This window comes from Acinetobacter lactucae, from assembly GCF_013344765.1.
Classification (GTDB): Bacteria; Pseudomonadota; Gammaproteobacteria; order Pseudomonadales; family Moraxellaceae; genus Acinetobacter; species Acinetobacter lactucae_A.
Map to the genome: position 1 here is coordinate 1 of NZ_JABVBF010000097.1, position 13,395 is coordinate 13,395.

A 13,395-nucleotide genomic window follows, 5' to 3' on the forward strand; every position below is an offset into this window, starting at 1 on the left:
ATTCTATGACAGATTATCTTTTAAATCTAGCTTTTCGATGAGTTAAACACTCTAGACAATTGAACCCCCCGTTATATTTAAATCTAAACACATATGAATGTTGTTTATAGGGGATTCGTTTGCCAAAAATGCAGGGATGTGTTCAAGCACAAGCATTTTAAAGTTTCGATATAGGAATTCGACATGTTAAAAAAACTACATGTGCAGGTAATTATTGCAATTATTGCTGCCATTATTTTGGGTTTAGTCTCCCCTGAATGGGCAAAAGCAATGAAGCCATTAGGTCAAGCATTTATTGCTTTACTAAAAATGCTTTTAGCTCCTTTGATTTTTCTTACCTTGGTTCATGGTTTAACTCATATTAAAGATATGAAAAAACTGGGCCGTTTGGGTGTTAAGTCACTTATTTATTTTGAAGTGCTAACAACTGTAGCAATGCTGATAGGCTTTGTGTTTGTCAATGTGTTACAGCCCGGTTCAGGGCTTCATGCAACGGACTTAGCCGAACCTGATGCAGCAAAGGGCTCAGCCACACTTTCAGCGGTTGATTTCTTCTTAAATATGATTCCCCATACCATCGTAGATGCTTTTGCGACTGGAAACGTCTTACAAGTATTGGTTGTTTCAATTTTAGCGGGTATGGCTATCAATTTATGTTGTGGTCCAGACTCTGTCATTGTTAAAGGAATTGATGAAGCACAAACCATCTTGTTCAAGATGCTCGGCTTTATCATGAAGCTTGCTCCACTCGGTGCTTTTGGTGCGATGTCGGCTGCAATTGGTAGTTACGGCGGTGAAACACTTATTTATTTAATGAAATTAATTGGTGTTTTCTATGCAGCGTGCTTCTTCTTTATCGTATTTGCCCTTGGTGCAGTGACATGGATTATTGGACTACCTTTCCTCACCATTTTAAAAGTGATTCGTGACGAAATACTTTTAGTATTCGGTACAGCATCTGGTGAAGTTGCCTTTCCTAAACTGATTGAAAAACTCAAGAAAACTGGTTGTGATGAAGCTGTTGTCGGGTTCGTATTACCTACAGGTTATAGCTTTAACTTAGATGGCACAGCTTTATATATGGCAATTGCGGTGGGCTTTATTGCACAAGCAACTGACACGCCTTTGAGCTTAATCGATCAACTGGTTCTATTAGCAATTTTAAGCTTTACCTCGAAAGGTGGAACTACTGTTGCTGGAGGCGCCTTTATTAAATTGGCAGCGACTTTACAGTCTGTAAAAACTTTACCATTAGGTGGTTTGGGACTGTTATTTGGTGTTGACCGAATTATGGCAACTATTATGGCAATTACCAACATTATTGGAAACACGCTTGCAGTCTATGCGGTTGCTCGTTGGGAAAATGCTTTCGATGCTGATGCTTTTGAAAAACAAACAGGTAAGAGACCTAAACGTAGTCTGCTACGGGCGAAAGATTCTTTGGTAGAGACACCATTAGCTTCTGATTCAAATCAATCAAGTCAAGTTTTAGATAAATCTCATTAATTATCTCAACTTCTTATATCGAGAATAGACATGCGTTTAAAAGCGATAGACCCAGAACATTTAACTGCTGAACAACAAGTTGTATTCGATGCAATTGCAAGCGGTCCACGTAAAGGGGTGCGAGGTCCTTTAGCGATCTGGTTGCATCATCCAAAGTTAGCCAATTTGGCACAAAGTCTTGGTCAATATTGCCGATACGATAGTTGTTTAGAGCCGCGTTTGAGTGAATTAGCCATCTTACTAATGGGTAGACACTGGCTAGCTGAATATGAATGGGCTGCCCATAAACCTTACGCAATTGAGGCTGGCCTAAGTAAAGACATCATTGAAGCAATTCGTTTAGGTGAGCAACCCGCATTTATTCATAAAGATGAACAATTAATTTATCAGTTCATTTATGAGCTTCATGAAACTAAAAGGGTTTCTGAACAGATCTATATAGAAATAGAGCAACTACTTGGAACAGATACCTTAATTGATTTGGTCGCGATAGCAGGTTATTACACCCTGATTTCTATGACGATTAATGTTTTCGAGGTTCCACCCCCAGCAGGTGTAACTCCTGAATTACCAACCCCAGAAGCAGGAATTTAATATGTTTGATGAAATTAATCCTCAAGGACGTTTGAAAGATAAAGTTGCAATCATTACAGGTGCCGGTTGTGTTGGTCCAGGTTGGGGAAATGGTCGTGCAGCGGCAGTACTTTTTGCAAAAGCAGGGGCAAAAATTTTTGCTGTAGATCGTTCGATTGATGCAATGCAAGAGACTTTAAATCGTATTCAAAACTTCGGTGGTGAAGTGACACCTTTTGCATGTGATGTGACTGACAGTGAGTCAGTTCAAACCATGGTTGAAGCCTGTGTAGAGAAATATGGTCGTGTCGATATTTTAGTGAATAACGTAGGTGGTTCTGCCGCTGGTGGAGCTGTCGCATTATCAGAAGAAGCTTGGAACAAACAACTCGACTTAAACTTAAAAAGCGTCTTTTTAACTTGTAAGCACACCATTCCATATATGGAGCAACAGGGCGGTGGTTCGATTGTAAATACGGCTTCAACTTCTGGAATCCGTTTTACAGGCGCTCCGCAAGTTGCCTATGCCGCAAGTAAAGCCGCGATTATTCAATTATCAAAAGTGACTGCTGTTGAATATGCCCCTAAAGGAATACGCGTAAACACTGTCTTGCCTGGTCAATTACATACCCCGATGGTTGAGGTTCGTTTAGCAGGACAACGTACTGGCGGTGATGTCGATCAATTGCTTGAAAGTCGTTTAAAACGAATTCCCGCAGGCTTTATGGGAGATGGTCGAGATACAGCTTTTGCTGCTTTGTTTCTAGCAAGTGATGAAGCCCGTTTTGTTACTGGAACAGAAATTGTGGTCGATGGCGGAATGACCGCACGTTGTGATTAAGGTGAATTCTGAGTAACTCCAAATATGTGAGGTACATGGAATATTTGTTGAACCTAATAAGATTTGTTTAGGAAGTACTATGTCATTTAATTTGCCAAAAGGTTCATGGGATTGCCATTTTCATATATATGGGCCTTTTGATCGCTTTCCGTTACCTGAAGATGCTGCATATCATCCTGAACCAGCAACATTTAAGCAGTTGCTTGAATTACACAAAAGTTTAGGAATTGAACACGGTGTTTTTGTTCAAGCCGTCGCCTATGGTTCAGATAACGCCATCATCTTAGATGCGATTGAACAAAGTAACTTTAATTATCGAGGTGTTGCTTTAGTAGATCACGATATTACAGATGAGCAACTTGTTGAATTAAAGCAAGGCGGTATTTGTGGTATTCGCTTTAACATGATGGGGCATTTGCCGGGAAGCCGTGATCCGCAAGCATTACGTAGCTTGGTTGAGCGAGTTGCAAAGCTCGGATTACATATTCAGATACACGGCAAAATTGAAGATATTTTACCTGCGATTGAAGCTTGGCATGACATAGATGTCGATATTGTGATTGATCATATGGCACGACCTAATTTGCTTGACTCACAAGATGCAGCAAATACTTTTAACAAGTTGCGCCAAGTCATGATGAATCCGAAGCGTTGGCTAAAAATTTCCGGAATTGATCGTGCAATGAATGGACAGCCTGCCAACACTTGGGATGCTTCACTGAATTGGGTTCAGAAGTTAATCAAACTTGCACCAAATCGAGTGGTTTGGGGAACAGATTGGCCTCATCCAAATGTGAAAGGTGAAATTCCTAATGATGATGAGCTTTTAAAGTTTGCATTAAAAGCACTCAATACGCCTGAATTAATACAAGCCGTATTTGTCGATAATCCACGAAATTTATATCTCATAGAAAATTAATGTTTTAAAAACAATGAAGTATTCATTGACTGAATACTTCTTCACTTAAAAGGAAGTAAAAATGAGTTTAAAAAAATTAGTTTCAGGAATGGGCTTATCAATTGCTATGGTCGTGCCAGCACATGCAGCGCAATTAAATGTTATTGCATCTGGTTCTTTCCATGGTGCTATGGATACCCTTATTCCGATGTATGAAAAATTAACTGGAAATACGGTTCATATCGAATGGGGGCCATCTGCCGGAAAGTCTCCTGAATCATTACCAATGCGAATTAAAAACAATGAAAAAATGGACTTGGCTATTATTTTGGATGATGCACTTAAATCTAATGAATTAAGTCAAAATTTTGACTTATCGAGTCGTACTGAATTGGCAAATTCAAAAATTGGTTTGGCTGTGAGTAAAGGTACTAAAGTACCACCATTAAAAAATGAAGCAGACTTAAAGGCAGCCTTATTGTCAGCCCAAAAAGTTGCCTACTCTCAAGGTTCAAGTGGTGTCTATATTCGTTCAACACTATTTGAAAAATTGAATATTGAACAAGAAATGCAAACAAAGGGGCTTGAGGTTCCGGGTAAAAAGCTGGTCGGAGAAGTGTTAGCAGAACATCAGGCTGATGTCGGAATGCAACAGATTAGTGAGCTTAAGCATACTAAAGGGATTACCTTTGTTGCACCTTTACCTGAAAGTTTGCAATACGTTAGTAAGTTTTCATCAGTGATTTCTAAAAAAGCTGAACATCCTGAAATCGCAGCTCAATTTGTACAATTTTTAAAATCTAAACAAGCAGCAAGTATTTTGACCAACAGTGGTTTAGAACCAATTGGCAAGTGAGGAATCACCATGAAGAAATACTTAACTGCAATTTTATCGACATCATTGAGCCTGATGGGGTGCTCAAGTCTTGATAGGGTTGAATCTAATATGGATCAAGCAAATTTAATTTCAAATTTCTCTGTTCATAAAAAGCAGATCCAACAAGGTGATGTGTCAATTGAGTTCTATGTACAAGGGAAGGGCCCTGTAATTGTATTACTTCCTTCATTAAGTCGTGGCGCTAGAGATTTTGATGTTGTTGCAGATTATCTTGCAAAATCAGGCTTTAAAGTAATACGTCCTGAACCTAGAGGTATCAATGGCAGTACAGGACCTTTAGAGAATTTAACTCTCCATGATTTTGCTGCTGACGTTACTTTAGTTTTAGATGCTGAAAAAACTGGACCAGTGGTAGTCGTTGGACATGCATGGGGAAGTCAGCCTGCACGTATGCTTGCTGCTGATCGACCAGATCTGGTTCGCGGTATTGTCATGGCCGCTGCTTCAGCAGGTAAGTTACCTAAAGATTCAACTGAAAAACCGTATGGGCGTTTACGAGATGCAATTGATAACGCAGGCAATTATAAGCTTTCTCAAGAACAACGTATCACATATCTAAAACAAGCTTTCTTCGCACCTATGAATGATCCACATGTGTGGTTAAACGGTTGGTATGAAAAAAACCATGCTGCTGAAGCTCATGCACGAATTGTAACGCCAATTGATGATTATTTTTCGGGTGGGAAAACGGTTCCAATCCTTGATTTACAAGGAGAGTACGATGCCGTTGTCGTCAAAAATGTAATGAAAGAGTATTTGCCTGAACGAGTTGTTGAACAGGTTATCAAAAACGCAGGTCATGCGATGGTACCAGAACAACCAGAAGCGATGGCAAATGCGATAGCCAAATTTTCCAAACAAGTATATTCAGCCAATTAGTTGACTTAAATCTGCTTATTTAATTTTTAAACCACAATCATCTAAAACATGGAGTTGATTAAGATGAACAAAACCTTAGCTATTTTATCTACAGCAATATTATTAGCCACAGCAACGGTTACGGAAGCAAAACAAACAAACATTTCACCAGCAACGCATACGGCAGCTGCCTCTAAGGTAAGCAATGTGCCTTATGAGATGGTGAAGTATGGTGATGTCTCTATTCAAGCTTATGTACAAGGTAAGGGGCCAACCATTGTGATTATGTCGTCACTCGGGCGTTCTGTACGTGACTATGACGTAGTTGCACAAGATTTAGTCAAACAAGGCTTTAGAGTGATTCGACCGGAAGTTCGTGGAATTGGTTTAAGCCGCGGTCCAATGGAAAAATTGCATATTCAAGACTATGGAAATGACGTTGCAGCAGTGATCGAACATTTTAAAGCTGGACCTGCAATTGTAGTCGGTCATGCATGGGGCAATTTCCCAACCCGTATGGTCGCAACGCAACGTCCAGATTTGGTTAAAGGGGTGGTGTTAGCTGGCGCTTCCGCAGGTAAAGTGCCAGAGGGATATAAAGGTAAACCAATTGGTCCTGAAATTCGTGAGGCGATTGATAATGCTGGAAATGAAGAGCTTCCAGAAGCTAAGCGTATTGAATATTTAAAACGTGCATTCTTTGCACCAATGAATGATCCGCGCGTATGGCTAACTGGTTGGCACCACGAAGCACACGATGCACAAGGTTATGCCCGTAATAACACTCCTGTAGATGACTATTTTGCTGCTGGCAAAGCACCAATTTTAGATATTCAACCAGAATACGACACAGTTGCGCCTAAACCTTTAAGAGGTGTTTTAAAAGGTGCTTTAGGTGATCGAGTGACGATAGTCGAAATTAAAAATGCAGGTCATGCCTTAGTTCCAGAGCAACCGAAAGCTTTAGCGGATGCAATTGGTAAATTTGCTAAACAACAATTCGCGAAAAAATCATAGTTGTTCCTTAAAGAAACGAACGTTCAGGAACGTTCGTTTCTAATCGATTTTGTGCATTACGGCTTTAAGAGACTTTTCCATATGATTGACAAAAGTAAGTCCTCACTAAGCGAGGTTCTATCGCAGATTAAAGATGGTGCAACCATTCTGATTGGTGGTTTTGGTACCGCAGGACAACCCGCTGAACTCATTGACGGTCTTATTGAACTTGGCGTTAAAGACCTGACCATTGTGAGCAACAATGCCGGTAATGGCGATTATGGTCTGGCGAAACTGCTTAAGGCTGGTTCAGTTAAAAAAGTGATTTGCTCTTTCCCACGTCAGTCAGACTCTTATGTATTTGATGAACTGTACCGTGCCGGAAAGGTTGAGCTTGAAGTCGTTCCGCAAGGTAATCTGGCTTGTCGTATTCAAGCAGCAGGTATGGGACTTGGTGCTGTGTTTACCCCAACTGGCTTCGGAACACTTTTAGCTGAAGGCAAAGAAACCCGCCAGATCGATGGTAAAGATTACGTACTCGAATACCCAATTAAGGCTGACTTTGCTCTGATTAAAGCTTACAAAGGCGATCGCTGGGGCAATCTGGTTTACCGTAAATCTGCCCGTAACTTTGGCCCGATTATGGCCATGGCTGCTGATGTGACCATTGTTCAGGTTTCTGAGGTGGTTGAGCTAGGTGGCCTAGATCCAGAGCACATCATCACACCAGGTATCTTTGTACAGCACGTTATTCAAGTACAGCCCGCACAGTAAGCAATAAGGAGAAATAACATGAGCTACCAGAAACTCAGCCGTGACCAGATTGCAAAACGTGTGGCACAAGATATTCCAGATGGTGCCTATGTAAATTTAGGTATTGGCCTACCAACCAAGATTGCAAGCTACCTACCTAATGACAAAGATATTTTCCTTCATTCTGAAAATGGCCTGTTAGCTTTTGGCCCACCGCCAGCGGCAGGTGAAGAAGACCCAGAACTGATTAATGCGGGTAAAGAATTTGTGACCATGCTTGAAGGTGGCAGCTTTTTCCACCATGGCGATTCATTTGCCATGATGCGTGGTGGTCACCTTGATATTGCGGTGCTTGGCGCCTTTCAGGTTGCTGCGAATGGTGACTTGGCGAACTGGCACACAGGTGCACCGGATGCGATTCCTGCGGTAGGTGGTGCGATGGATTTAGCAGTAGGTGCTAAAAAGGTATTTATCACTACAGACCATGTGACCAAGCAAGGTGAACCGAAGATTGTTGCTGAGCTGACTTATCCGGTTACGGGTAAACACTGTGTTGATCGTATTTACACTGACCTGTGCGTGATTGATGTGACTAAAGATGGTTTAAAGGTGATCGAGAAAGTAGACGGTCTTAGTTTTGATGAGTTACAGGCTTTAACTGGTGCAACTTTGACTGATGCGACTCAAGGGTAAGGAAGTAGGGAAATGACATTAAAAAACGCTTATATCATCGATGCCATCCGTACTCCATTCGGTCGTTATGCCGGTGGTCTTGCTCCTGTCCGTGCTGATGACCTTGGCGCTGTGCCAATTAAAGCTTTAATCCAACGTAACCCAAATGTAGATTGGGAACAGGTCGATGATGTGATCTATGGCTGTGCCAACCAAGCCGGTGAAGATAACCGTAATGTCGGCCGTATGTCAGCACTGCTTGCGGGTTTACCGTATCAAGTACCAGCAACCACCATTAACCGTTTGTGTGGTTCTTCACTCGATGCCATTGCCATTGCTGCCCGTGCCATTAAAGCAGGTGAAGCAAACTTGGTGATTGCAGGTGGTGTCGAAAGTATGAGTCGTGCACCTTATGTGATGGGTAAGTCTGACAGTGCTTTTGGCCGTAGCCAAAAGATTGAAGACACCACCATGGGTTGGCGTTTCATTAACCCTAAACTTAAAGAATTGTATGGTGTAGACACCATGCCCCAGACTGCCGAAAACGTAGCTGAACAGTTTAACGTTAATCGTGCAGATCAGGACCAGTTTGCCTTGGTGAGCCAACAACGCACCGCAAGCGCGCAAGCCAAAGGCTTTTTTTCTAAAGAAATCGTGGCAGTTGAAATTCCTCAGCGTAAGGGCGATGCTGTTGTGATTGATACTGATGAACATCCACGTGCATCAACCACACTTGAAGGCTTAAGCAAACTTAAACCAGTTGTAAAAGCAGATGGTACAGTCACTGCAGGCAATGCTTCAGGTATTAATGATGGGGCAGCAGCTCTACTGATTGCTTCTGATGAGGCAGTTCAAGCTTATAACCTCAAACCACGTGCCAAGATCATTGCTTCAACAGCAGTGGGTGTAGAACCACGTATTATGGGTTTTGCTCCGGCACCCGCCATTAAAAAATTACTTAAACAAGCCAACCTGACTTTAGAGCAAATGGATGTAATTGAGCTCAATGAAGCGTTTGCTGCACAAGCTTTGGCAGTGACTCGTGATTTAGGCTTGCCAGACGATAGCAACAAGGTAAATCCAAACGGTGGTGCAATTGCATTGGGCCATCCACTTGGTGCGTCAGGGGCACGCCTCGTAACCACTGCCTTAAACCAGCTTGAACAAACAGGCGGCCGTTATGCCTTATGTTCGATGTGTATTGGGGTAGGTCAAGGAATTGCTTTGATTATTGAACGTGTTATTTAAAAGGAAAGAACTAATGCTATTTTACGTACGAAAAGATGTGATTTTACCTAGCCATTTAACTGAGCAGGAAATTGAAGATATTAAAGCAAGAGAACGTGCTTATTCTCAAGAAATCCAAAGACAAGGTAAATGTCGCCATTTATGGAGAATAACAGGGCAATACGCAAACATTAGTATTTTTGATGTTGAAAGTAATGAAGAGCTACATAATTTATTACAAGGCTTACCACTTTACCCTTACATGAAAATTGAAGTGATGGCTTTAAATAGACATCCATCTTCTGTGAGAGAAGGTGATTATTAAGTATGAGTTTTTTATAAATATGGAAAAGCACTTATTTAATAATAATAGGTGCTCTATTTAAAGAATGCGACAATCATGCATATGAAATAAGTTTTTACTCCTTTTTAGGTTATATTGTTATGTGCCTTATAGTCTGTAATGAGCTTTCTATTCATGATTATAATACTAGTCTCACGTCGTATCGCTAAATTAGTCTGCGCAGTATTCTGAGTTTCATACCATTTGTAGTATGCGTTAGAAAGCCAATTCCAACTGCCAATCACTAATAATCGATCATCTACCAGTAGTACCTTCTCATGAGTGCCTTGTGGAATACGGATAATATTATCTGGGCCAAGTGCTTTGATGTACTTTTGAACCAACTGTTGATCATTGTCATCTTTTTGATTGATTTCTAAGTTGCTGTAACCATAATAAATCCTCACATTGATGCCACGTTCTTTAGCTGCTTTGATTAGATCCAACTGTTTTTGGACTTGTACGTAGTGTGGCTTACGAATCCATGGAACTATAATCACAACAGATTTCTCGGCTTTCTCAAGGTAGTACTCAAATGCTTTGATATGTTGAGCATCATAGATGTGCTTTTCTACAGCAAAGCTTATTGAAAAATCATGGTAACTTGGACTCTGGCTACCAAGCTCTAAATAGAAATCTGAAGACGTGCGTTCAGCTACCATTTTTAATGGACCATTTGTTTGCTTAAGCTTGTGATAGTTACCAATTACAATAAACTGCTGTTTTGCACGAGATACGGCTACGTTAAGCATGTTCGGTCGTGTGTTTTGGAAAGATGGGCTGTCTAACTCATCAAAGATCACTGGACTATAAATAATCACGTCAAAGCCAGTACCTTGGAATTGATGAACTGTGCCAATACGAGTTTCAAATTCACATCCAAGGCGTTTACCATAAGCATTCAACAACAAGCGTTTTTGATCCGCATACGGTGTAATAATACCGACATCAGCCTTCAGGTTGTAACCAGCCTTTTCTAGTTGATTTAATAATTCACCAATGGCACGAACTTCATCTAGGTTTGTCTTTCCAATCGACCTTGAACCATCGACATGGTAGAACATCAAATGATGCCCACCAAATGCATTGAAGGCTTTTTCGATTGATTCCTTAGGCTTGAAAGTAGTGACACTGAGATCTTTATATTCAGCAATATCAATAAACAATTTCGCGATCGGAGCTTGACATCGTCTATGCTCATCTAAAATGATCCCATCACCTATATCGCTGATTTCACCAGTTAAGGTTCCAGCTGCTCGGTGATATGCTGTAACCTGACCGGGACCAAGCATTTTGTATTCCTCGTCATGATTAAGGAAATACTCATTGTAGATTTTTTGAATAGATGGTTTTGAGATTGTGCGGATTGGCTCTAGTTGTAAGGGGTCACCAACGATCATCGCTGTATTACTACGTGACAATACTGGAACTAGATTTTCTACTGAAACCATCCCAGCCTCATCGACTAATACCAAGTTCCAAGGTTTTATGCCTTTAAGATGATCAAGTTTCTTATAACCAGACATTTTGTGTGCTGAAGCTAATGTAGACGCAACAACTGGGTACGCCAATGAAGTGAGATTATAAAAATTTTTACTTTGCTTGATGAATTTACCAAAATTAGGAGTAGGGGTATTTCCACCAAGTAACATGGCTGACCAATGAGATAATGCCTCAATGAGTTCAGGTTTACGCTTCAATTGCTCTTGGTAAAGGAATTGTACAGAATCCTCAAACATCTTGCGATTTAACTCAACCGCCTTTAAACGTAATGCATCTGATAAGTCCTGACATCCTTTAAAGCTTTCATTAAATTGCTTATGAGCGTTTATAAAAGCATTAAAATTGATTGATGTCTGGTGAAGTATATTCAATATTTTAAGTTGCTCAGTTCCATGGTTGAGTTTTCTTTCAAATTCACTTAACTCATCATATCGACTCAATACTTCACAAGAGGCTAAAAGATTAATTCTAGCTGGAGAAAACATTGTAACCAGTTTTAAAAATTGAAGTTTGAAGAAGTCACCAAAAGATAATGTGAACTTACCACGTACTTTTTTATTCAGCATCCAATCTGCGAATTGTGAAGGTGAGAATTTTTTTGGCCAATATGCCAATAAGTTTTTTACACACTCCATAGCAACATTGATTTCATCAATTTGTTCAGACAATTTTTTATTTTCAAAACTAAGTTGATTTTGGCGCTGTTCAAGTATTGCATCTGAATATCCTTTATCTTTTAATTCAGTATCTAACTTTTCACCAAGCTCCATCTGATATTTACTCAAGTCCTCACGAAGTGCTGTGGGATCTAAGTCGCTATTAGGATTAATGAATGGAACAGATGCTTTTTTTTCTTGGAGCAACTGATAATCTTTTTGAAATTGGTTGGCAATCTTATTAATTTCGATGCTACCGGCAATAATTTTCGCTTTAAGAGAATCATATTTATTTTGATCAAACTCATTCGCTTCAAGATGCGAAATATAGGGCTCTAATCGGTTTTTGACTTCATTTTCTATTTTTTGCTTTGAACCGCCATGAAACCAAAGCCAACTTAATTCTTTTGTGAATTCATCTGCTCTTAGATCGGCAATGACGTTATCTACAGCTTTAATCGCTGTAGAGCATACCAACATATTATGATTTTTATCTTCACCACTAATAATTGAAAGTGCACGAGCAGTAATTTGCTGAGCAATTAAGGATTTGAATAGAGTGGTTTTACCAGTACCAGGAGCACCTTGAACTGCAATCAATGGTAATTCAGGTTTTATATTGGCTGCTTGTATTGATTGAAACTGTCCACGTCCTAATGAGTATTCATGCTCAAATAGGCCATAAATTTTGGTCTCATGCACTGGACAGCTTTTGATAATCGATTGGTTCTTGTTAGTTTTACTTAAATAGATATTTAGTAAGGGATAATTTTTTGACACATAGTTTTCGCTACTTTGATCAGTTTTTTCTATTTCTGATAATAAATATTTAAAGTCCTCGAGATCGCGGTTACTGCTCAAATCATCATTAATAACTGAAAAGATTAGTCCACTTATATTTGGAGCCAAAAAGATTTGATTGAAGTTATTGTTCTTCATTTGCAGGCGCTCATTTGCCCAACTTAAGAAACCTTCATATACTGATTTAAAGTCTGAGTGTTTGGTATCGCATAGCAAATTAATCATATCAATGAAATTACGAGTTTCATCAATTTGATCTATATCAACATCAAAATAATTCAGCAGTACAGAGATATTCACCTTAATGCTATCGGGTAGATTTGAAGATATATCAAACCCAGTGAATCCATCTCTCACCAAAAAATCCGAAGGAAGTTCTACGATGAATAAGGGAAGATAAAATGTCTCGCGGTTCTTGTGCATCGTAAGCAAAGGAAATGCAAAAGAAAGTTGGTCTCGAATGACCTCTGCATTTAGATCTTCATCAAAAGTTACATATTTTTCTTTGAGATGTGCAATTTGCATTGGATGCAATTCAATAAATACACCATGGCTGTCAACATTCTCAATTAAATCAGAGCCCTTAAAAATAATATTTTGGCAGTTATTAACACCGATCACAGGAATTTTGGACTTTTCACAACCTGTAATCTCTATGAAACGTTGCCAAGCTTTAAGTAAATTTGCCTGATCTAAACTCATTGCTAACTCAAATTATTATTTAAATAAATACTATCATATAGATAAGATTTTATTAGGCACTACGTAATATACATGTCTGTTATATCTACATTTGACGAAATATTTTGTCTTTTACAAAGTGTGGAAAATGGGTATATTCATCGCAATTACCTAATCAAAACATAAGTA

The 13,395-nt window shown here is 39.6% G+C and carries 12 protein-coding genes; 11 read left to right on the forward strand and 1 reads right to left on the reverse strand.

The window, feature by feature from the left end; all coding sequences use genetic code 11:
• Positions 1–183 precede the first annotated feature (183 nt).
• From HUN22_RS10885 to catC, 11 genes are all read left to right on the forward strand, one after another.
• Positions 184–1,506, forward strand: coding sequence for a cation:dicarboxylate symporter family transporter (locus HUN22_RS10885; RefSeq protein ID WP_174729065.1), 1,323 nt, complete (start codon positions 184–186; stop codon positions 1,504–1,506).
• Positions 1,507–1,536: 30 nt separating this feature from the next.
• Complete coding sequence (locus HUN22_RS10890; RefSeq protein WP_174729068.1) at positions 1,537–2,100, forward strand: carboxymuconolactone decarboxylase family protein; 564 nt, start codon at positions 1,537–1,539, stop codon at positions 2,098–2,100.
• Position 2,101: 1 nt separating this feature from the next.
• A complete protein-coding gene (locus HUN22_RS10895; RefSeq protein WP_170249771.1) occupies positions 2,102–2,920 on the forward strand; it encodes an SDR family NAD(P)-dependent oxidoreductase in 819 nt (272 codons plus the stop codon).
• 79 nt (positions 2,921–2,999) lie between these two features.
• Positions 3,000–3,839, forward strand: a complete 840-nt coding sequence (locus HUN22_RS10900; protein WP_174729071.1) for an amidohydrolase family protein — start codon at positions 3,000–3,002, stop codon at positions 3,837–3,839.
• A 61-nt stretch (positions 3,840–3,900) separates the two neighbouring features.
• Positions 3,901–4,674, forward strand: a complete 774-nt coding sequence (locus HUN22_RS10905; protein ID WP_174729074.1) for a substrate-binding domain-containing protein — start codon at positions 3,901–3,903, stop codon at positions 4,672–4,674.
• Between the two features lie 9 nt (positions 4,675–4,683).
• On the forward strand, positions 4,684–5,595 hold the full coding sequence (locus HUN22_RS10910) for an alpha/beta fold hydrolase (protein ID WP_254617534.1): 912 nt from the start codon (positions 4,684–4,686) through the stop codon (positions 5,593–5,595).
• A 63-nt stretch (positions 5,596–5,658) separates the two neighbouring features.
• On the forward strand, positions 5,659–6,591 hold the full coding sequence (locus HUN22_RS10915; protein WP_100192783.1) for an alpha/beta fold hydrolase: 933 nt from the start codon (positions 5,659–5,661) through the stop codon (positions 6,589–6,591).
• Between the two features lie 81 nt (positions 6,592–6,672).
• Positions 6,673–7,344, forward strand: coding sequence for a 3-oxoacid CoA-transferase subunit A (locus tag HUN22_RS10920; RefSeq protein ID WP_174729077.1), 672 nt, complete (start codon positions 6,673–6,675; stop codon positions 7,342–7,344).
• An 18-nt stretch (positions 7,345–7,362) separates the two neighbouring features.
• Positions 7,363–8,016: a 3-oxoacid CoA-transferase subunit B gene (locus tag HUN22_RS10925; protein ID WP_174729080.1), complete on the forward strand. Its 654-nt coding sequence runs from the start codon at positions 7,363–7,365 to the stop codon at positions 8,014–8,016.
• Between the two features lie 12 nt (positions 8,017–8,028).
• On the forward strand, positions 8,029–9,243 hold the full coding sequence (gene pcaF, locus HUN22_RS10930) for a 3-oxoadipyl-CoA thiolase (RefSeq protein ID WP_174729083.1): 1,215 nt from the start codon (positions 8,029–8,031) through the stop codon (positions 9,241–9,243).
• Positions 9,244–9,256: 13 nt separating this feature from the next.
• A complete protein-coding gene (gene catC / locus HUN22_RS10935) occupies positions 9,257–9,547 on the forward strand; it encodes a muconolactone Delta-isomerase (RefSeq protein WP_100192779.1) in 291 nt (96 codons plus the stop codon).
• 104 nt (positions 9,548–9,651) lie between these two features.
• Here the strand turns inward: catC and HUN22_RS10940 are convergent, their stop codons facing one another.
• The gene (locus HUN22_RS10940; protein WP_174729086.1) at positions 9,652–13,227 is read right to left on the reverse strand and encodes an AAA domain-containing protein; all 3,576 of its coding nucleotides are present in this window, start codon (positions 13,225–13,227) and stop codon (positions 9,652–9,654) included.
• Positions 13,228–13,395 lie beyond the last annotated feature (168 nt).